Source organism: Kribbella sp. NPDC026596 (assembly GCF_040638415.1).
GTDB lineage: Bacteria > Actinomycetota > Actinomycetes > Propionibacteriales > Kribbellaceae > Kribbella.
On sequence record NZ_JBEZYF010000011.1, the window covers coordinates 39,867 to 60,655 of the forward strand.

18 protein-coding genes are annotated in these 20,789 nt (G+C 69.2%); 16 read left to right on the plus strand and 2 right to left on the minus strand.

Annotation, left to right across the window (positions count from 1 at the left end; genetic code table 11):
* Positions 1 to 11 precede the first annotated feature (11 nt).
* Positions 12 to 1,151 (minus strand): UDP-N-acetylglucosamine 2-epimerase (non-hydrolyzing), encoded by a 1,140-nt coding sequence (gene wecB / locus AB0E63_RS11570; RefSeq protein WP_360364355.1) that lies wholly within the window; start codon positions 1,149 to 1,151, stop codon positions 12 to 14.
* A gap of 145 nt (positions 1,152 to 1,296) precedes the next feature.
* On the opposite strand from wecB (AB0E63_RS11570), the gene AB0E63_RS11575 reads away from it, so the two are divergent.
* From AB0E63_RS11575 to AB0E63_RS11650, 16 genes are all read left to right on the plus strand, one after another.
* On the plus strand, positions 1,297 to 2,364 hold the full coding sequence (locus tag AB0E63_RS11575; RefSeq protein ID WP_360364357.1) for a class I SAM-dependent methyltransferase: 1,068 nt from the start codon (positions 1,297 to 1,299) through the stop codon (positions 2,362 to 2,364).
* Positions 2,365 to 2,814: 450 nt separating this feature from the next.
* Positions 2,815 to 3,681, plus strand: a complete 867-nt coding sequence (locus AB0E63_RS11580; protein ID WP_360364359.1) for an ABC transporter permease — start codon at positions 2,815 to 2,817, stop codon at positions 3,679 to 3,681.
* A 16-nt stretch (positions 3,682 to 3,697) separates the two neighbouring features.
* Positions 3,698 to 4,486 carry an ABC transporter ATP-binding protein gene (locus tag AB0E63_RS11585; protein WP_360364361.1) on the plus strand — a complete coding sequence of 263 codons (789 nt, stop codon included), beginning with the start codon at positions 3,698 to 3,700 and terminating at the stop codon, positions 4,484 to 4,486.
* A gap of 2 nt (positions 4,487 to 4,488) precedes the next feature.
* Positions 4,489 to 5,589, plus strand: coding sequence for a glycosyltransferase (locus AB0E63_RS11590; RefSeq protein WP_360364363.1), 1,101 nt, complete (start codon positions 4,489 to 4,491; stop codon positions 5,587 to 5,589).
* Positions 5,586 to 6,911, plus strand: coding sequence for a glycosyltransferase (locus AB0E63_RS11595; protein WP_360364365.1), 1,326 nt, complete (start codon positions 5,586 to 5,588; stop codon positions 6,909 to 6,911). Before AB0E63_RS11590 ends, AB0E63_RS11595 begins: the two co-directional genes overlap by 4 nt.
* On the plus strand, positions 6,908 to 7,477 hold the full coding sequence (locus AB0E63_RS11600; protein WP_360364366.1) for a hypothetical protein: 570 nt from the start codon (positions 6,908 to 6,910) through the stop codon (positions 7,475 to 7,477). The genes AB0E63_RS11595 and AB0E63_RS11600 overlap by 4 nt, the downstream gene beginning before the upstream one ends.
* Before the next feature lie 4 nt (positions 7,478 to 7,481).
* Complete coding sequence (locus tag AB0E63_RS11605; RefSeq protein ID WP_360364368.1) at positions 7,482 to 8,669, plus strand: hypothetical protein; 1,188 nt, start codon at positions 7,482 to 7,484, stop codon at positions 8,667 to 8,669.
* Positions 8,666 to 9,277 carry a DapH/DapD/GlmU-related protein gene (locus AB0E63_RS11610; RefSeq protein ID WP_360364369.1) on the plus strand — a complete coding sequence of 204 codons (612 nt, stop codon included), beginning with the start codon at positions 8,666 to 8,668 and terminating at the stop codon, positions 9,275 to 9,277. Before AB0E63_RS11605 ends, AB0E63_RS11610 begins: the two co-directional genes overlap by 4 nt.
* Positions 9,274 to 10,365 (plus strand): DegT/DnrJ/EryC1/StrS family aminotransferase, encoded by a 1,092-nt coding sequence (locus AB0E63_RS11615; protein WP_360364576.1) that lies wholly within the window; start codon positions 9,274 to 9,276, stop codon positions 10,363 to 10,365. The genes AB0E63_RS11610 and AB0E63_RS11615 overlap by 4 nt, the downstream gene beginning before the upstream one ends.
* A 1-nt stretch (position 10,366) precedes the next feature.
* Complete coding sequence (locus AB0E63_RS11620) at positions 10,367 to 11,380, plus strand: Gfo/Idh/MocA family oxidoreductase (RefSeq protein ID WP_360364371.1); 1,014 nt, start codon at positions 10,367 to 10,369, stop codon at positions 11,378 to 11,380.
* Positions 11,377 to 12,435, plus strand: coding sequence for a UDP-N-acetylglucosamine 2-epimerase (non-hydrolyzing) (gene wecB / locus AB0E63_RS11625; protein ID WP_360364372.1), 1,059 nt, complete (start codon positions 11,377 to 11,379; stop codon positions 12,433 to 12,435). Before AB0E63_RS11620 ends, wecB (AB0E63_RS11625) begins: the two co-directional genes overlap by 4 nt.
* Positions 12,436 to 12,439: 4 nt before the next feature.
* The gene (locus AB0E63_RS11630; RefSeq protein WP_360364374.1) at positions 12,440 to 13,669 is read left to right on the plus strand and encodes an acyltransferase family protein; all 1,230 of its coding nucleotides are present in this window, start codon (positions 12,440 to 12,442) and stop codon (positions 13,667 to 13,669) included.
* Between the two features lie 28 nt (positions 13,670 to 13,697).
* Positions 13,698 to 14,999 (plus strand): nucleotide sugar dehydrogenase, encoded by a 1,302-nt coding sequence (locus AB0E63_RS11635; RefSeq protein ID WP_360364376.1) that lies wholly within the window; start codon positions 13,698 to 13,700, stop codon positions 14,997 to 14,999.
* Positions 14,996 to 17,614, plus strand: coding sequence for a glycosyltransferase (locus AB0E63_RS11640; RefSeq protein ID WP_360364378.1), 2,619 nt, complete (start codon positions 14,996 to 14,998; stop codon positions 17,612 to 17,614). Before AB0E63_RS11635 ends, AB0E63_RS11640 begins: the two co-directional genes overlap by 4 nt.
* Before the next feature lie 12 nt (positions 17,615 to 17,626).
* Positions 17,627 to 18,772, plus strand: coding sequence for a glycosyltransferase (locus AB0E63_RS11645; RefSeq protein ID WP_360364380.1), 1,146 nt, complete (start codon positions 17,627 to 17,629; stop codon positions 18,770 to 18,772).
* A 206-nt stretch (positions 18,773 to 18,978) separates the two neighbouring features.
* The gene (locus tag AB0E63_RS11650; protein WP_360364382.1) at positions 18,979 to 19,956 is read left to right on the plus strand and encodes a hypothetical protein; all 978 of its coding nucleotides are present in this window, start codon (positions 18,979 to 18,981) and stop codon (positions 19,954 to 19,956) included.
* Here AB0E63_RS11650 and AB0E63_RS11655 read toward each other — a convergent pair.
* Positions 19,932 to 20,759, minus strand: a complete 828-nt coding sequence (locus AB0E63_RS11655; RefSeq protein ID WP_360364384.1) for a helix-turn-helix transcriptional regulator — start codon at positions 20,757 to 20,759, stop codon at positions 19,932 to 19,934. The genes AB0E63_RS11650 and AB0E63_RS11655 overlap by 25 nt on opposite strands.
* Positions 20,760 to 20,789: the final 30 nt, after the last annotated feature.

Here is a 20,789-nt window from a genome sequence, read left to right on the forward strand (position 1 = left end):
CCGCACCCGCGTCAGCCGGTGAAGTCGGGGAGCCGGGCGCCGAGACCGAACAGCGCCCGGACAGCGGCGACCGAGCGAGCGGTGGCGTGCCCGTCGCCGTAGGGGTTGATCGCCTGCGCCATGGCCGAATAGGCCGCCGGGTCGAGGTGCAGGCGCTCGACCTCCTTGACGACGCGGTCCTCGTCGGTACCGATCAGGCGGACGGTGCCGGCCTCGACCGCCTCGGGGCGCTCTGTGTTGTCGCGCATGACCAGGACCGGCTTGCCCAGGCTGGGCGCCTCCTCCTGGATGCCGCCGGAGTCGGTGAGGACGATCTTGGCGGCTGCGAGGACGGTGGCGAACTCGGCGTAGGACAGCGGCTCGGTCACCACGACGTTCGGGAGCCCGGCGAGCATCGGCAGCAGAGCCTCGCGGACCACGGGGTTGCGGTGCACCGGCAGGACGACGGTGAGCTCCGGGTGCGCCGCTGCGATGCGGGCCAGCGCCCGGCCGACTCCTTCCATCGCCGCGCCCCAGCTCTCCCGGCGGTGGCTGGTGACCAGCAGGATCGGTGCGTCCGACGCGACCAGCGCGGCCAGCTGCGGGTCGGTCAGCGGTACGGGCTGGGCCGCGGTCGTGAGCAGCGCGTCGATGACGGTGTTGCCGGTGACGACGACGGTGCTGGGGTCGACGCCTTCGCGCAGCAGGTTGGCCCGGCTGCGTGCCGTCGGGGCCAGGTGCAGGGTGGTGATCTGCGAGGTCAGACGGCGATTCGCCTCCTCGGGGAACGGCGCGGTGAGGTCGCCGCTGCGCAGCCCGGCCTCGACGTGGACGACTGGGATGCCGCGGTAGAAGGCCGCCAGCGCGGCCGCCGTCGAGGTCGTCGTATCGCCCTGGACGATCACCACATCAGGCGCCTCCTCGGCGAGGACCGGGTCGAAACGGTCCATGATGCGCGCGGTGATGCCCGCCAGGGTCTGCCCCGGCTGCAGGATGTCGAGGTCGTGCCGTGGGACGATGCCGAACAGGTCGTTGACCTGGTCGAGCATCTCGCGGTGCTGGCCGGTGACCACGGGTACCGACTCGAGGTCGGGCTCGGCCGCGAGCGCCGTCAGGACGGGTGCGAGCTTGATCGCCTCGGGACGGGTGCCGTAGACCGTCATGATCTTCATCACGGGGGTACCTCTCTCTTGGGTCGGCGGTAGGGAGCCGCCCTACGGTAACCGCCGCCGTTCCGCGGGCGCCCCGCGACTCCGGTGGGCTCGGGGCTTTCGGCGCTACGCTGTGGTCTTTCCGCCGACTGCGTGGATGGTGAGTATGGCAAAGGTGCCTGTCCGCAAGGTGGCCCTGCTGGCCGGTGCCGCGGCGGCGGCCTCGACACTGGTCACCCTGGGTGTCGTGCTGGCCGGCGAGATCGCGGTCGCGCAGGGCCTGCTGCTCGTCATCGCGTGCGGGCTGGCTGCCGCCGTCGCTGTCCTCGGTGCCATGGTGCTGCAGCTGAAGCGCAGCGTGTCGGCGGTGGCCGCGCGGCACACCCGGGAGCTGTCCGAGCTGAACCAGACGCTGCGCGGGGCGATGGCGGTGAACTCCGAGGCCGTCCGAGCCCAGGGCGAGGCGCTGGACGCCGCGCTCCAGGCCACCGCCGAGAAGGCCACCGAGCGGATCGAGTCGTCGATCGCCGGCACCGGGAAGCGGCTCGACGAGGTCCATGCGGAGGTCGTCGCCGGCCGGTCCGACACCGCACAGACGTACCGGCAGATCGAGGCACTGCTCGACCTGCGCACCATGCTCCAACCCCGTGCGCTGATGCCGCCGCTGCGCGATTGGGCCGCCTCGCCCGACGTGCTGCGCTGGCTGGCCGAGTACGTCGTCTCCCGCCATCCTGAGCTGGTCGTCGAGTGCGGCAGCGGGGCGTCCAGCCTGGTCCTGGGCTACGCCGTGCAGATGGCCGGCTACGGCCGTGTGGTCGCGCTCGAGCACAACGACCACTACGCCGAGGTCACCGCCCGGCGGGTGGCCGATCACGGGCTGCAGGACGTCGTCGAGGTGCGGCACGCTCCGCTGACGCCCTGGGCGGGTCCGGACGAGCGCGAGTGGAACTGGTACGACCTGACCGCTGTGCGGGACCTCGAAGGCATCGGCCTGGTCTTCGTCGACGGGCCGCCCGCCGGGACGGGTCCGCTGTCCCGCTATCCCGCGCTGCCGGTGCTGCTGCCGCACTGCGCCGACGAGGTGACGTTCGTCCTCGACGACACCATCCGGCCCGACGAGGTCGAAGTCAGCGGTCGCTGGATGCAGGAGTGCCCAGAGTTCGTCCGCCAGCAGTTGCGCGCCGACAAGGGCATGCACGTCCTGACCCGGCGGCCGGACGGCACCCCCGCCTGAAGAGGCTCCGTCCACGCTCCCGGTGACGCCCATCACAGGTCGCCGTACCGCTCACGGGGTAGGCGTGCGACAGATCACGCCCGGTGCGCGAACTTCCGGCGAATCGCTGGCGTCATACCTCTGAATTGACCGCGATTTGACCTTGTTCGCTATCGTTCCTGCGGGCTCGTAGTGATCATGGTCAACACGCTGTTTTCGTGCCCTGGCGGGCATTTGGCCGTCGAAGGCTGTCAAATGTATATTCCAGATAACGATCGGCGAGAGGCGACCGTTCAGTCGGTTGCACAGTCGGGCGCGACGCTTGGTAGCCGTCTGTACGTCGTTGCTCACTATGGAGGACCACTGTGTCGTCGGCCATGACGACGATCCGCTACTCTGCTTTCCGGTCTGCGTGGCCCGCCGTCGTACCGGGCGGAGACACGACATCTGGCAGAGAGAGGCGTCGCCTGAATGAACGCGACTAGCGTCGACGAGGAGTTCAACCCGTCGGTGCATGTGTACGAACCGCACAAGGTCGGCCTGCCGGCGCTGCGTCCTTACTTCAAGGCACTGTGGCAGCGTCGGGAGTTCGCGGCGGAGATGTCCCGGACGAACATCCGGGCCGCCAACACGAACACCTTCTTCGGGCAGATCTGGCTGGTCCTGAACCCGCTGCTGCTGGCGGCCGTCTACTACCTGCTGACGGACATCATCGCCGGCGGTGGCTCGAGGATCGGTGCCGCGGAGCGGTTCGCGCACATGTGCGGCGGCCTGTTCGCCTTCTACTACTTCTCCGGTGCGATGACCGCCGGCGCGGCCAGTGTGGTCGGCGGCGGCAAGCTGCTGATGAACCAGTCGTTCCCGCGGATGCTGCTGCCGCTGTCGGCGGTGCGGACGGCGTTCTTCCGCTTCCTGCCCACTCTGGTCGTCTACTTCTTCATCCACCTGGCGATGCGGCAGCCGCTGAAGTGGCAGATGCTGCTGGCCCCGGCGTTCCTGATCATGCTGACGGTCTTCGCGGCCGGCATGGGGATGATCTTCGCCGCCCTGCAGGTGTACTTCCGCGACACCACCAGCTTCCTGCCGTACTTCGTCCGGATCTGGCTGTACCTGTCCCCGGTGCTCTGGTTCGCGGAGCAGGCGCCGGCGAAGTTCAAGGGCTTCATCCAGTACAACCCGCTCTACTCGCTGATCGGCGGGTGGACCGACCTGCTGGTCCGTGGTGACATCCCGAAGTGGCAGCTGTGGGCCGCCGGTGGATTCTGGGCGCTGCTGGCGTTCGTGGTCGGCTCGTTGTTCTTCATGTCGAGGGAGCGTGAGTTCGTTGTCCGTCTCTGAGACCGAGAAGAAGCCGATGCAGAAAACCACGGCGGAAGTTCCGGCCGTCAAGGTGCAGGACGTGTCCATCACCTACCGGACGACGTTCGAGCGGGTCCCCACCTTCAAGAGCGCACTGGTCCGGTTCGGCCGTGGCGAGCGCGCGGTCCGCGAGGTCAAGGCCGTTCAGAACGTGTCCTTCGACGTCAACCACGGCACCACCATCGGCATCATCGGCGCGAACGGCGCCGGCAAGTCGACGCTGATGCGCGCGGTGGCCGGCATCCTGCCGCCGACCTCGGGCCGGATCGAGGTGCACGGCCGGGTCTCCACCCTGCTGTCACTCGGCGTCGGCTTCAACGCGGCGCTGTCCGGCAAGGAGAACGTCGTACTGGGTGGACTCGCGGCCGGTCTGAGCCGCAAGGAGATCGAGGCCCGGTACGAGGAGATCGCCGAGTTCGCCGAGCTCGGCGATTTCATGGAGATGCCGATGCGGACGTACTCGTCCGGCATGTTCAGCCGGCTGGCGTTCTCGGTCGCCGTGCACATGGACCCGGACATCCTGCTGATCGACGAGGCCCTGTCCGCCGGTGACGCGTCGTTCAAGACCAAGGCCGCGGCCAAGATGTCGGAACTGGTCACGAACAGCCGGACCATGTTCCTGGTCAGCCACGCGATGAGCAGTGTCCGCGAGATGTGCAACGACTGCATCTGGTTGCACAAGGGCAAGCTGATGATGCGTGGCGAGCCCAACGAGGTGATCCAGGCCTACACCAAGTTCCTGCAGGTCGGCGAAAAGGAATCCGTCTCCCTCGAGGACCTCTGACCATGCCCAATTCCGGGTCACGGACGCCGGACGTGGGGATCATCACGACCGGTCACGACGTCGCCGACGCACGCCTGCACAAGATCACCGCGGCTCTGCAGAACCGGGACCTCCGCGTCGAGCTGTGGGGCCTGGGCGAGGCCGACGGCGGGCCGGCCGGTGCGGCTGTGCACGCCGGCCCGCGGGGCAACCTGGTCCAGCGGCTGGCCCGGACCGCCGTGCTGCCGTGGCGCACCAACGCCAAGGTGGTGATGACGGTCGATCCGGACATGATCCCGGTCACCCGGCTGGTCACCACCATCCGGCGGCGCAAGCTGGTCGTCGACGTGCACGAGGACTACGAGAGGCTGCTGGCCGACCGGGCGTGGGCCAAAGGAGCCGCGGGACTGCCGGCCCGGCTGATCGTGCGCGCCGGGTCGAAGCTGGCCGCGGGCGCCGACCTCACCGTCGTCGCCGACTCGCACCTGGCGCCGCACCACGCGAAGCGCCGCCTGGTGGTGCAGAACCTTCCCGATCACGGCTTCCTCGCGCCCTCCCCGCCGACCGGCGCACCCCGCGCGGTGTACGTCGGGGACCTGCGAACGAGCCGTGGTCTGTTCGACATGGTCGAGACCGTCGCCGCGGCGCCGGAGTGGTCCCTCGACCTGGTCGGCCCGGTCGCACCGTCGGACCGGGACCGGCTCGAGGCCCGGATCGAGGAGTCCGACCTGGCCGGCCGCGTCCGGCTGCACGGGCGCCAGCCACCTGCCGACTCCTGGCGGATCGCCCAGGGCGCCTGGGCGAGCCTCGCCATGCTCCAGCCGACACCGGCCTTCGTGGAAGCGATGCCGTCCAAGATCTACGAATACCTCGCCAGCGGTCTTCCCGTGCTCTCCACCCGGCTGCCCCGGCAGACCAAGGTGATCGAGGAGTCCGGTGGCGGCGTCCTGGTGGATTCGGTCGCGGAGGCGGCCGAGACCCTGCGGCGCTGGTCCGCGGATCCCGGTGAGCTGGAGAAACTGCGCGACCACGCGCTGGAGTGGGCGGCTGAGCATCTGGCCGCGACCACGCCGTACGACGAGCTGGCCGACGCGATCCTCAACCTGCTAAGAGGAAGAGGATGACCGACAGCCGTCCCCATCTGCTGTACGTCGCCTGGGGCTTCCCACCCTGCCGAAGTGGCGGTGTCTACCGGGCCCTGGCCACGGCCAACCGGTTCGCCGCGCTCGGCTGGAAGGTGACCGTGCTGACGGCCGAACGTGAGACCTTCCATCGGTTCACCGGTGTCGACCTGACCCTGGAGGAGCGGGTCGACCCGTCGATCGAGGTCGTCCGGGTGCCGTTCGAGTGGCCGATCCTGGAGGCCGACCTGCGCACCTGGTCCAGGACCCGCGCTGCGAACCCGAAGCTGTGGAGCAAGTGGCGGACCAAGCAGGACCAGATCCCGTTCCCGGAGACCGGGTACGGGCCGTGGCGTTCCATCATCGAGAAGGCCGCGGACCGGATCCACAAGGCGCACAAGGTCGACCTCACCGTTGCCACGGCGAACCCGCACGTCGTCTTCTCGGCGGCGTACCACCTGAACAAGAAGTACGGCGTCCCGTACGTGATGGACTACCGCGACGCCTGGCTGCTGGACGTCTTCACCGGTGACCGGCTGCACGAGCCGAACAGCCGCGCGGCCCGCTGGGAGAAGAAGCTGGTCGAGTCCGCTCGCGAGGTCTGGTTCGTGAACGACCCGATCAAGGAGTGGCACGAGAAGCTCTACCCCGCCCACGCCGGCAAGATGCACACCGTCGCCAACGGCTTCGACGCCGACCTGGTGCCGGACACGCGCGACCGCGGTGCCGTGACGGATCGCCCGCTGGTCTTCGGGTACGTCGGAACCGTTTCGCCGAAGGTGCCGCTGGCCGAGTTCGTCGAAGGCTGGCGGCTCGCCCGCTCGTCGTCGGAGGAGCTGGCCGGCGCGAAGGCCAAGATCCACGGCTACCTCGGGTACTACGCGCAGCCGCGGGCCGACATGCTCGCGACCATCGACCACGCCAAGGACGAGGGCGTCAGCTACGAGGGGCCGGTCGGCAAGGCTGAGATCGCCAAGGCGTACGACGAGTTCGACGTCCAGCTGCTGATGCTCGGCAAGGGCCGGTACGTGACCAGCGGCAAGGTGTTCGAGTACCTCGCGACCGGCCTGCCGATCGTGTCCGTGCACGACCCGGAGAACGCGGCGTCCGACGTACTGCGCGGTCATCCGTTGTGGTTCCCGGTCGAAGACGTGACGCCGGAGGCGATCGCCGCCGCCTTGATCGAGGCCGCGCACGCCGCTCGTACGGCGGACGAGGGGATCCGGACCAAGGCGCGCGAGTTCGGCGCGTCGTACCGGCGAGAGGTGCAGCTCGATCCGCGGATCGAGGCGCTCGCCGGGGCGGTGCAGGGGGTTCCGGCGTGAAGACCGTCGTACTGCTGAGCACCCGCCGGCTCCCACCGGCGTACTTCGACACCGTCCGTGAGGACCTCGGTGGCGACCCGGATCTCGTCCTCGACGTCATCGGCTGGGTGGGCCCGGACGGGCCGGTCGAGGACAAGGTCAACAGCTTCACCCTGATCGGTCCGGGCCGCATGCCGGTCGCGTCGCCGTCGGAGCCCGAGCCGGAGCCCGCTCCCGCCCTGAAGCCGGGGCCGACCGGATCCAAGCGTGGCGTGCGGGCCGCGCTGTGGCGGGCTCGCCGGTCCGCCGGCAGAGTGTTGCCGGAGGCAATCAAGAAGGGGGCGAAGTTCCTGCGGAGCAATCGCGCCGGCCAGAAGCTGGGCAAGACCTACTGGGCCAGGGTTCTCAGCCGCCCCGACGTGATGAGCACGATCGAGAAGGCCGACGTCGTCGTCGCCCTGGACTCCGGTGCGATCTGGGCCGGCTGGAACCTGGGGAGGCGCAGGCCGGGCACCCCGGTCGTGCTCGGTCTCCCGGCCGCCCGTCGCGAGCTCGACCAGCTGAAGGCACCGGCAGGTAATGGGTGATTCCATGACGGTGTCGCGTTCGATCCGCGAGCACCTGCCGGCGCCACTCGCGCGGACCGCTGGAGCGGTCCGGCGGCGTCTGCGCGGCGTGCGGTACTCGTACGCGCAGTTGCCGGCGTTCCCGCCGGTGCCGACGACCCCCGTGCGGCTGTTGGTCGGACCGACCAACTCCGCCGGTCAGGGCTACGCCTGGGCACAGGCAGCCGAAGAGATCGAAGGGGTCGGTGCCGTCTCGTTCGCCTTGCACCGCAAGGAACAGTTCCAGTTCGCCGACGACTACGGCGTACCGCTTGCGTGGTTCGGCCAGCCTCGCTGGCAGCGCGCGCAGGAGCAGCACACCGTCGGTTCTTACACGCACGTCCTGGTCGAGTCGCTGCGCCCGATCTTCGGCGCCCGCGGCTACCCCGACGCGGCCGCCGACATCGCCACCCTGCGCGAGGCGGGCATCGACGTCGGCCTGGTCTTCCATGGCTCTGACATCCGCCTGCCCAGCCGGCACGCGAAGCGCGAGCGCTGGTCGCCGTTCAGGCCTGGCGACGACCTGACCGAGCGGCTGGAGGAGCAGGCGCGCCGGCATGCCGAACTCGTCGAGATCCTCGACCTGCCCGTGTTCGTGTCGACGGTCGATCTGTTGGATGACCTACCGGACGCGCAGTGGCTGCCGGTCGCGATCGACCCGGCTCCGTGGCGGCAGGCGGCCCGTCCGCTGTTCACGAGCGAGCGGCCGGTCGTCGTCCACGTCCCGTCGAACGCGCAGCTCAAGGGCTCGGACCGGATCGACGCCGTACTGACCGAGTTGGACGAGCGCGGGGTACTGGAGTATCGGCGCATCACCGGCGTACCGCACGACCGGATGCCGAGCGTGATCGGCGACGCCGACATCGTCGTCGACCAACTCAGAATCGGCCTGTACGGCGTGGCAGCCGCGGAAGCACTGGCCGCCGAGCGGATCGTGGTCTCGTACGTCGGTGACGACGTGCGCCGGCGGGTGCGTAGTCTGACTGGGCGAGAGGTGCCGATCGTGGAGGCGGATCCCGACACGCTGGGTGATGTCGTCGCGGGCCTGATCGCCGACCGCGAGGCCGCCGCCGAGCTGGCGGCCGCCGGCCCCGGCTTCGTGGCGGAGCTGCACGACGGAAGCCGCTCGACCGTTGCCCTCAGCAGTTGGCTCACTTCGAAGGAGAATCAGTGACGTCCCGCATCGCAGCATCCGCTGACGTCGACGAATCCGCCCAGATCGGTGACGGGTCGTCGGTCTGGCACCTGTCCCAGATCCGCGAGAACGCGGTGCTGGGTGAGAACTGCATCGTCGGACGGGGTGCCTACATCGGTTCCGGCGTGCGGGTCGGGAAGAACTGCAAGATCCAGAACGACGCCCTGGTCTACGAGCCGGCGGTGCTCGAGGACGGCGTGTTCATCGGCCCGGCGGTGGTGCTCACCAACGACCACTTCCCGCGGGCGATCAACCCGGACGGCTCGCTGAAGAGCGGCCACGACTGGGAGCCGGTCGGCGTGACGCTGAAGGAGGGCAGTGCGGTCGGTGCGCGTTCGGTCTGCGTGGCGCCGGTCACCATCGGCCGCTGGGCCACGGTTGCCGCGGGTGCGGTGGTGACCAAGGACGTGCCAGACTTCGCGCTGGTCGCGGGGGTGCCGGCGCGCCGGATCAAGTGGGTCGGCCGTGCGGGGGTGCCGTTGCTGGAGGTCGGCAACGGCGAATGGAAGTGCCCGAACACGGGTGAGACGTACATCGAAACCGACGGGCGGCTGCGGCCGTCCGGTGAAGACGTGGAGGAGAACTGATGGTGCAGCCGATTCCGGCCGCGAAGCCGATCATCGGGAAGGAGGAGCGCGAGGCCGTCGACCGGGTGATGCAGTCCGGGATGCTGGCGCAGGGCCCCGAGGTGGCGGCGTTCGAGCAGGAGTTCGGCGCAGCGCTGGTCTCCGGCCGGGCGTGCGTCGCGACCAACTCGGGCACGTCGGGTCTCCACCTCGGCCTGCTGGCCGCGGGTGTCGGACCGGGTGACGAGGTCATCGTCCCGTCCTTCACCTTCGCCGCGACCGCCAACAGCGTCGCGCTGACCGGTGCGACCCCGGTCTTCGTCGACATCGAGCCGACGTACTTCTGCCTGGACCCGGCCGCGGTCGAGGCCGCGATCACCGAGAAGACCAAGGCCGTCATGCCGGTGCACCTGTTCGGCCACCCGGCCAACATCACCGCGCTGCAGGCGATCGCCGACAAGCACGGCATCCAGATCTACGAGGACGCCGCGCAGGCCCACGGCGCCACCTGGAACGGCGCTCCCGTCGGCACCTTCGGCGAGTTCGCGATGTTCAGCCTCTACCCGACCAAGAACATGACGTCCGGTGAGGGCGGCATGAACTCGGTCGCGAACGCCGACCTCGAGCGCCGGATGCGGCTCTTCCGCAACCAGGGCATGCTCAAGCAGTACGAGAACGAGGTCGTCGGCCTGAACAACCGGATGACCGACCTGCACGCCGCCATCGGCCGCGTGCAGCTGACCAAGGTCGGCGGCTGGACCAAGCAGCGGCAGGAGAACGCGGCCTTCCTGGACGCGAACCTGGCCGGTGTCACTGTCCCGGCGGTGGCCGCCGAGGCGACCCACGTGTACCACCAGTACACGATCCGGGTGACCGAGGACCGCGACGGCTTCGCGAACGCGCTGCGGAACGAGTACGGCGTCGGCTGCGGCGTCTACTACCCGATCCCGAACCACCGGCTGCCGTCGTTCCAGCGCGAGCTGGACCTGCCGGAGACCGAGAAGGCCGCGGCCGAGGTGCTCTCGCTGCCGGTCCACCCCTCGCTGTCCGAGGACGACCTGAACCGGATCGTGGCCGCGGTGAACACCGTGGCGAAGGCTGGTGCGTGAGATGGCGAAGCTGCGAGCCGGACTGATCGGCCTGGGCATGATGGGCAGGCACCACGCGCGGGTGCTGGGCTCCCTCGAGGGAGTCGACCTGGTGGCCGTGGCCGACCCCAACGGCGACAAGCACGGAGTGGCCGACGGCCTGCCCGTGTACGAGAACATCGAGCAGCTGATCGCGGCCGGGATCGACTACTGCATGGTCGCGGTCCCGACGCAGTACCACGCGGAGATCGCGGCGGCGCTGGCCGCGGCCGGCGTCCACGCGATGATCGAGAAGCCGCTGGCCGGGTCCTCGGCCGAGGCGATCCAGATCGCGAAGGCGTTCGAGGCTGCCGGCGTGATCGGCGCGGTCGGGCACATCGAGCGGTACAACCCGGCGCTGCAGGCGCTGCGGGCCCGGCTCGAGAACGGTGAGCTGGGCGACATCTATCAGATCGCCACCCGCCGCCAGGGCCCGTTCCCGTCCCGGATCGCCGACGTCGGCGTCGTACTGGACCTGGCGACCCACGACATCGACCTGTCCGCGTGGGTGTGCCAGTCGCCGTTCGTCGCGGTGTCCGCGCAGAGCGCTCACAAGAGCGGCCGGCAGTTCGAGGACCTGATCGCGGTGACCGGCCGGCTGGCCGACGGCACCGTGACCAGCCACCTGGTCAACTGGCTGTCCCCGATGAAGGAGCGGCTCACCGTCGTCACCGGTGAGAAGGGCGCGTTCATCGCCGACACGCTGCTGGCCGACCTGTCCTTCCACGCCAACGGCACGGTGGCCACGGCCTGGGACGACGTCGCGCACTTCCGCGGTGTCAGCGAGGGTGACATGATCCGCTACGCGATCAGCAAGCCGGAGCCGCTGCGCACCGAGCACGAGGCGTTCCGGGATGCGGTGCTGGGCAAGGAGGCCGACATCGTCACCCTGCACCAGGGTCTGAGCACGGTCACTGTCGCCGAGGCCGTCATCCAGTCGGCCGCCGAGGACCGGACGATCAAGATCGCGTCGGACGCCGGAGCGGCGCAGTCGTGAAGGTTCTCAGTGTTGTCGGGGCACGCCCGCAGTTCGTGAAGCTGGCACCGGTGGCGGAGGCGTTCGCCGCCACCGATCACCAGCATGTGATCGTGCACACCGGGCAGCACTATGACAAGAACATGTCTGACGTGTTCTTCGCCGACCTGCGCATCCCGGCCCCGGATGTCCACCTGGGCGTCGGGTCGGGCAGCCACGGCGTCCAGACCGGTGCGATGCTGGCCGCGATGGACGCCGTACTGGACGAGCACCAGCCGGACTGGGTGCTGGTCTACGGCGACACCAATTCGACGCTCGCCGGGACGCTGTCGGCGGTGAAGATGCACCTGCCGGTGGCACACCTGGAGGCCGGGCTGCGGTCGTTCAACCGGCGGATGCCCGAGGAGCACAACCGCGTCCTGACCGACCACGCGGCCGACCTCCTGCTGGCCCCGACCCAGGTGGCGATGGAACACCTGGAGAACGAGGGCCTGAAGGACCGGGCGCGGCTCATTGGCGACGTGATGACGGACGTGTGCTTCCGGGTCCGCGACGCGGTGTCGAACGAATCGTTCGACCTGCCTGAGGGTCTGAAGCGCGGTGAGTACGTCGTGTCGACGATCCACCGGGCCGAGAACACCGACGACCCGGCCCGGCTGGCCGCGATCGTCGACGGCCTCGCCGACGCCGGCTACCCGGTGCTGCTGCTGGCGCACCCGCGGCTGGTGATGAAGTGCGCGGAGCACGGCATCAAGCTGGAGCGTCCGGACGGTTCGCTGCATGTCCGGGAGCCGCTGGCGTACCCGGAGATGGTCGCGGCCGTGCTCGGCTCGTCCGGTGTGGTCACCGACTCCGGCGGCCTGCAGAAGGAGGCCTTCCTCCTTGGCCGGGTCTGCACCACGCTGCGCACCGAGACCGAGTGGGTCGAGACGCTGGAGGAGGGCTGGAACGTCCTCGCGTCCGACATGAGTAAGCTGCCCGAGTTGGCCTCCCGGCCGGCGCCGGCAGCCGACCGCCCCATGCCCTACGGAGACGGGCACGCTGCCGAGCGTGTCGTCACTGCTCTCACGGAGTAACTACGTGACCAAAGCCGCCGAAGAACAGAGCCAGCCGCCCACCCCGGGCTCTCCGGGGCCGGCGGCTCCGGCCAGTACGTCCACCGACACGGTCACGCCGCCTCCGGGTGCTCCGGTCAGGGCCTTCCCGGGTGAGTCCGGGAAGCCGACGGCCGAGCCCCACAAGCGACTGCCGCGGGTGGAGTCGCTCACCGGCCTGCGCTGGTGGGCGGCGTTCTTCGTGTTCTGCCACCACATGACCAACCTGGCGCCGCTGCCGATCTTCGACTTCCTGAAGTACGGCACCTCCGGGGTGACGTTCTTCTTCGTATTGTCCGGTTTCGTGCTGACCTGGTCGGCCCAGCCGGGCACGAAGGTCCGTACCTTCTACCGCCGCCGGTTCGCCCGGATCTGGCCGGCCCACATGGTCGCGCTGGTCGCGGCGATCTTCGTGTTCTACCGGTTCGATCCGCCCGACGGAATGTGGTGGATCAAGCCGGTCTCGATGACCGTGATCATCTTGTCGGTGTTCCTGCTGCACGGCTGGTCGAACGACCCGAACATCCTGTACGGCGGCAATCCGGCCTCCTGGACGCTGTCGGTGGAGGCGTTCTTCTACGCCTACTTCCCGTTCGTGCACCGGGCCACGGCCAGGCTCAAGGTGGCCGGCGGCCTGATGCTGTGTGCGGCCGTGATTCTCGTCGGTGGCGCCTATCGGCTGGTGTTGTTCCATTACAAGGACGTCGTACCGGTGCTGCCACAGCCGATCCTGCACTCGGTCGCGTTCCTGTTCGGTATCGGCCTGGCGATCGCGCTGCGGACCGGCTGGAAGCCGCGGATCCCGGTCTGGTTCGCCTTCCTGGTCACCGCCGGCGGCCTGTTCCTTCTGTGGTACTCAGGTTCGCACCCGACCAAGATTCCGTTCGCGATCACCATGAGCCTGACCCAGAAGGAAGAACTCACACTGCTGTACGGCTTCCTGATCCTGGCCGTCGCCTCCCGCGACACCCGGGGCGGCCGGTCACTGCTGCGCAGCCGTCCGATGGTCGCCCTCGGCAAGTGGTCGTACGCCTTCTACCTGGTGCACGCCACCATCCTGTACGCGATCAAGGAGAAGCACGGTGTGGCCGGCCCGATCGGCTGGTCGAACCTGACCTGGTACGCCGGTGTGTGCGCCATCTCGATCTTCGCTGCGTGGCTGCTGTACAAGTTCGTCGAACACCCGCTGGAACGGAAGCTGCGGGGGCCCCGATGACGAAGAATCACTACCTAGTGGAGTTCCTGTGCGTGTCAGTGTTGTTGCCTTAGGCAAGATCGGGCTGCCGTTGGCGGTCCAGTTCGCGGCCAAGGGGCATGAGGTCATCGGCGTCGACATCAATCCGGCGACGGTCGACCAGGTGAACGCCGGACAGGAGCCGTTCCCGGGTGAGGCGCACCTGGCCGAACTGCTGGCCGAGACCGTGGCCGACGGCCGCCTGCGGGCCACCACGGACTACGCGGACGCCATCCCCGGCAGCGACGCGGTGGTGGTGGTCGTGGCGCTCTTCGTCGACGAGCAGACCGGCGAGCCGGACTTCGGCTGGATGGAGAACGCCACCCGGTCACTGGCCGAGCACCTCAGCCCGGGCACCCTGGTCAGCTACGAGACCACCCTCCCGGTCGGCACCACCCGCAACCGGTGGAAGCCGATGATCGAGGAGATCTCCGGCCTGACCGAGGGCCAGGACTTCCACCTGGTGTTCTCGCCCGAGCGGGTGCTCACCGGCCGGATCTTCGCGGACCTGCGCAAGTACCCGAAGCTGGTCGGCGGCCTGTCCGAGGAAGGCGCCAAGCGCGCCACCTCCTTCTACGAGGCCGTGCTCGACTTCGACGAGCGCCCGGACCTGGAGCGCGGCAACGGCGTCTGGGACCTGGGGTCGGCCGAGGCGGCCGAGCTGGCGAAGCTGGCCGAGACCACCTACCGCGACGTCAACATCGGCCTGGCGAACCAGTTCGCCCGGTTCGCCGGTGAGAACGGCATCGACGTCCACCAGGTCATCGAGGCCTCGAACTCGCAGCCCTACAGCCACATCCACCGGCCCGGCATCGCGGTCGGCGGCCACTGCATCCCGGTCTACCCGCGGCTCTACCTGTGGACCGACCCGGAGGCCACCGTCGTCCGGGCCGCCCGCGAGGCGAACCTCGGTATGCCGGAGTACACCATCGGCCTGCTCGAGGGCGCGTACGGCGACCTGACCGGAGCCAAGGTGGCCGTGCTCGGCGCGGCATACCGTGGTGGCGTCAAGGAGACGGCGTTCTCCGGGGTCTTCCCGGCCGTGGAGGCGCTGAAGGCCCGTGGTGCGGAGGTGTCCGTGCACGACCCGCTATACACCGATGAGGAGCTGCGGCAGCTCGGCTTCACGCCGTACGCGCTGGGCGCTCCGGTGGACGCGGCAGTGCTGCAGGCAGACCACGCCGAGTACGCGCAGCTGACCCCGGCCGAGCTGCCGGGCGTGAAGGTGCTCGTCGACGGCCGTGACCGCACCGACCCGGCTCGTTGGGCGGGCGTGCGCCGGATCGTGATCGGAAGGTCGGTCAGCCAGTGACACATCCCGGCCTGCGGGTCGTGATGATGGTCGCGAACGACGTCACCAACGACAGTAGGGTCCGCAAGGAGGCCGAAGCTCTGGCCGAGACCGGAGCAGAGGTGACTGTGCTCGGTGTCTCGGCCGGCGACCTGCCGTCGAGGGAGATGCTCGACGGCGCGCTGATCGTCCGCGTTGCGGTGCCGTTCGCCCTGCGGGAGGAGCGCAAGCGCAGTCGTGCGGCGCGCCGGGACTGGCGGCCGCCGTTGGTGGGGTTCAAGTACCGGTCTACCTCTGTCGCCCGCAGCCAGCGGATCCAGGCCGAGCTCGAGGAGCTGAAGGCCGACTCCGGACGCGCCATCGCGCGGGCCGAGGCGGGCCAGGGAAATCCGCTCGAGTTCAAGCTCGGCGCGGCCGCCCGGCTGCTGCGCCGGTCGCGCTGGCAGGCCGCGAAGAAGGCGACCCGGGTGCGCACGGGAGTCGGCAGCAAGGCCGACGGGCCGTTCAAGTTCGGCTGGCGTGCGTACGACGGGGTGATCCACCGGCTGGGGTGGCCGGCCCCGTGGCGCAAGCTGCACCCGGAGGCGCTGGACCTCGAGATCGCCTTCGGTGATCTGATCGACCGCCTCGAGCCCGATGTGGTGCACGCGCACGACATGCACGTGATCGGCGTCGCCACCCGCGCCGCCGGCCGGGCGAAGCTGCGCGGCAAGGACCTGAAGGTCGTCTACGACGCGCACGAGTACGTCGCCGGCCTGTCCCGGTACGGCGCTCGCACCCGGCGCTCGATCGCGGCCTGGGCCAACCACGAGGCCGAGTACATCGCTGACGCCGACCGGGTGATCACGGTCAGCCCGGCCATCGCCCAGCGGTTGCAGCGCGAGCACAAGCTCGACCACGAGCCCATCGTGATCATGAACACGCCGAACCCGGCGGACGTGTCGGTCGAGGTGTCCGACCTTCGCAGTCGGATCGGCTTGGCTTCCGACGTACCGCTGCTGGTCTACAGCGGTGGTGTGACGCGCGCGCGTGGCATCCACACCGCCGTACAGGCGCTGGTCGACCTGCCGGACGTGCACCTGGCTGTCGTGTGCGTGCCCAGTGTGGAGACGGACGCGGTCCGGGAGTTGCAGGCGCAGGCCGTGTCGCTCGAGGTGCAGGACCGGTTGCACTGCCTGGACCCGGTGAAGCCGGACGAGGTGGTCGCGTTCCTGCGGACCGCGGATGTCGGCGTGATCCCGATCCTGCGGTACCCGAGCCACGAGATGGCCCTGCCGAACAAGCTGTTCGAGTACGCCTTCGCGGGGCTGCCGGTGGTGGTCTCCGACATGCCGAGCATGAAGGAGTTCGTCGACCGGACCCGGATCGGCGAGGTGTTCGTCGCCGCCGACGCGCACGATCTGGCGTCGAAGGTCCGCACGGTCCTCGGTGACCTCGACTCCTACCGCGAGCGGGTCGCGGACCCCGGTTACCAGCAGGAAGTGTCCTGGGCCGGGCAGGCGGCGAAGCTTCGCAGCCTGTACGGCGAACTGGTCGGCCGGCAGCTCGAGGTCGTTCAGCCTGGGGGCCGCGCGATCAAGAAGCAGCGCCGGTTGCTGATCGGTCCGGTCAACAGTGCCGGCCAGGCCTGGCTGTGGGCGACCGCGCTCGAGCGTGAGGTCTCGGATCTCAAGGCCGAGTCGCTGACCACGGACAGTGGCGCCTTCGACTTCCGCGTGCACCGCACCGGGACGTATCAGCAGTACCGGTCGGATCTGCGCTGGCAGCTGGAGCTGACGGCGTACGCGTTGCGCGAGGTCACCCATGTGCTGTTCGAGGCGGGCCGGCCGATGTTCGGTCAGGAGCCCGGGCAGCTGTGGACGAACGACGTACCGACGCTGGACCAGGCCGGCATCAAGCACGGGCTGGTCTTCCACGGTTCGGAGATCCGCGATCCGGCTCTACACCGGGCGCGGTACCGGTGGTCGCCGTTCCACAACCCGGACGACGAGCTGACGACGCGGCTGCAGTCCGCGAACGACCTGATGCGGCAGCACCTGGAGGGGTACGAAGGCCCGATCTTCGTCACCACGCCGGACCTGCTGGAGTTCGTTGACAACGGCATCTGGTTGCCGCTGACCGTGGACGTCGAGGAGTTCGGGTCGACCCAGCCGGTGCTGGAGCGCGAGGTGCCGGTGGTCCTGCACGCACCGTCGGCGAGTGCGTTGAAGGGTTCGGCGTACGTCGATCCTGTGCTGGCGGACCTGGATGCGCGAGGCCTGATCAGGTACCAGCGGGTCCAGGGCGTTCCGCACGCGGAGCTGGCCGAGCTGGTCAAGAGCGCCGACATCGTGGTCGACCAACTGCTGCTCGGCACGTACGGCGTCTTCGCCTGCGAGGCGATGGCGGCCGGCCGGGTCACCGTCGGGCACGTCGCGGACCCGGTTCGCGACCTGCTCCCGACCGGCCTGCCGATCGCGGAGGCGACGCCGGACGACCTGTCCGAGGTGATCGAGCGGCTGGTCGCCGAGCGCGACACGGCCCGCAAGATCGCCGACGCCGGGCCGTCGTACGTCCGGGACCTGCATGACGGGCACCGGTCGGTCGAGGTGCTGCTTCCCTTTGTCAACAACGAGCTCGAGGTCGGCGGCCGGTAAGTGCGAATTCTGATGATCGCGCAGTCCCCGATCGCCGGGGACTCGCGCATTCTGCGAGAGGCAATGGCTCTGGTCGCGGCCGGTCACACGATTCATGTGATCGGACGCGATGTCCCCGAGGGCTTCGAGGTCGGACCCGGGGTCACGGTCGAGTCGGTGTCCCGCTCGGCCGGGCTGCGGACGGGCAACGGCGGACTCGCGGTCGGCCACGGCCGGAACGGGCCGAAGGTGCTGATCCAGCGATTCGGCCGGTGGCTGCTGCTGCCGGAACACCGGGACCGGACCGAGAAGCAGTGGCGGATCGCGGCGGCGCCCCAGGTGGCCGACGCGGGGCCGTTCGACGTCGTGCACGCGCATGACTTCAACACGTTGGAGCTCGCCGCCGAGTACGCCGAGAAGTGGTCGGCGGCGCTGGTCTACGACACTCATGAGCTGTGGTTCGACCGGGCACTGCCGGGGCGGCCGACGCCGCTGTGGCGTGCTCGCGGGCGGCGGTACGAGGTTTCGCTGGCTTCGAAGGCGCGGTTCGTGATCACCGTGTCGGACGGGATCGCGGCTCGGCTGCATTCACGGGGGTTGCCGGACGTTCGCGTCGTACGCAATACCTTCCCGCGGCCTTCCGCTGTACCGCCTGCGCTGGACCAGCCGGAAGGTCTGCTGTACGCCGGTCGCGTGGGCGCCGGCCGGGACCTGCCGACGCTGGTGGAGGCCGCGCGTCGGTTGGCGCCGTTCCGCACTGTGTTGATGGGCTCGGTGGATCCGAACTACCGCCTGGACCTGGGGCCTGTCGAGACGGAGGCCGAACGCTCGATCGACGAGGTCGACGACACGCTCCGCTCGTACGGGATCTCGCTCGTGACGTTGACGAACACCTGCGAGAACCACCGCTTGGCTCTCCCCAACAAACTCTTCCACGCCGTCCGGGCGGGGGTGCCGGTGGTCGCCGCCGACCTCCCCGAAATGCGCGCGGTGGTAACCCAGTACAAGCTCGGCACCTTGTACGAACCCGGGAACCCGGCATCCCTCACCGCCGCCGTACGAGCCCTGATCGAGAACTACACGGTCTACACCGATGGAGTCCGCTCGGCAGCCACAGAACTCAACTGGGAAAAGGATTCCGCCACCTTGGTGGCTGCCTACGCAGAGCTCGCCGGCTGACTCCAAGAACTAATCCGCCTCGGCCTTCGCCGTACTGCCGTCCGGCTTGTGCCCGGCGACCCGGTTGTTCAGCCAGTCGATCACGGCCTTGGTGCCGAGCACCTCCAGATCCGCTCCGACGTCGCTGCACTTCGCCCGCAACTTTGTGCGTGCGCCCGGTATCAAGCTCTGTGGAGGCGATCCACTGACTCGAGGGGACTGGGGACATGCAGCGACGGATGGTGGCCTGGGCGGGGAGTGCGGTGCTGGCGGTGGGCGCGCTGGCGCCGGCGGCGGCGTACGCACGAGGACCGAACCCGATCGGCCCGGGCGCGACGGTGCCGGGCACGAACAAGAAGATCACCGCGGCGGCCGCTGAGGCGTGCTGGGTCTGGCTGGGCTCGGTGACCGCGACCGGACAGCACGGGTCCTCGGATCCGACCGCGACCGTCCCGCCGACCGTGCCAGACAAGGGGGCCACCGACGGGGTGTACCAGCCCGGCCAGATCCGGCTCAGCGCCCGCCAGACGGTCGAACCGAACATCGCCGGCATCGACCGCTACGGGTACGTCGTCATCGGCGACGGGCTTTACGCCAGTAGCTACGCGCTCGACGGCACCGGCGAGATCGACCCGAGCCTCCCGCAGCAGTTGCGGCGGATCGGCGGTGGCTGGAGCAAGTTCACCTTCCTGGAGACCGCGGAGTACGAGAGCCCATCCGGCCAAAAGCCCATGGTCTACCACTCGAACGCCTACGCCTTGCGCAACGACGGAGTGCTGTTCCGCTGGAACACGGGCGGAGGCTGGCGCGCGACCGGCTCCTACGCCGGTTTCTCCGCGGTCAAGACGATGACGCTGATCGCGAAGACCCGCACGTACGACACGTTCCTGGCGAACACCCGCGGCGGTGCGCTGTACACGATCCGGATCCCGTTGACGTCGCCGATGAAGCCGATCGTCAAGCAGGTCCGGACCCGCACCTGGCAGGGCTTCGAGACGCTGTCGGCGATGGGGTGCGGCCAGTACGGCACGCTCCTGCTCGGCATCGACAAGGACACCAAGAAGGGCTACCTGTACGCCGTCGGCCACGCGAACGGCCTGTCGACGGTGATCCAGTCCCGCGGTGAGGTCCCGGGCCCGTTCGACGACCCGGTCTACTTCCGCTGGGTTCCGATCCCGATCTACGACGTCGCCAACGGCGACTGAGCTGCAAGGAGGGTTTCTAGCGCGGCCTGGGTTGTGGGGTCGGCTGGGGTGTAGGTGATGACGTGGTGGGGGTTTTCGCCCGGGAGTTGGAGGGACTCGAGGGAGAAGGTCAGGGGGCCGACGGCCGGGTGGTTCAGGAGTTTGGGGCAGTGGGTGCGGTTCTGGACGTTCTGGGTGGTCCAGAAGCGGTCGAAGTCGGGGCTGGCGGTGCGGAGCTCGTGTACCAGTGCCGCCAGCTCCGCGTCGTCGGCGTACTCCGCCGAGGCCCGCCGGAGCAACGCGACAGCATCTCGTGCGACGGATTCCCAGTCTGCGTAGAACTCTCGGGCCTCCGGATTCAGGAAGTACAGGCGGGCAAGGTTCCGCTTCTGCGGGTCGTCGAAGTCCGCGATCACCGCGGTGGCGCCGTGATTCCACGCCAGCACGTTGCTCAGTCGGTCGACCACGATCGCCGGGACATCGCGCATCGCCTCGATCATCGCCTTCAACTGCGGGCGTACGTCGGCTCGCGGCGGAACGGCCGGTGGAGCCGCGCAGGCCAGCGAGCGCAGGTGATCCCGCTCGGCGGTGCTCAGCTGGAGGGCGTCGGCAACCGCGCTCAACACCCCGACGGACGGGTTCTCGGCGCGGCCCTGCTCGAGCCGGATGTAGTAATCGACGCTGACGTTGGCCAGCAGGGCGACCTCTTCACGACGCAGTCCGGCGACGCGCCGATCGCGACCGGGCTGGAGTCCGACATCCTGCGGACGCACCCGGGCCCGGCGGGTCTGCAGGAACTCTCCCAGCTGCGGTCGCGCACTCACCTGACCAGTATCCCCGGCCCTCCAACGACC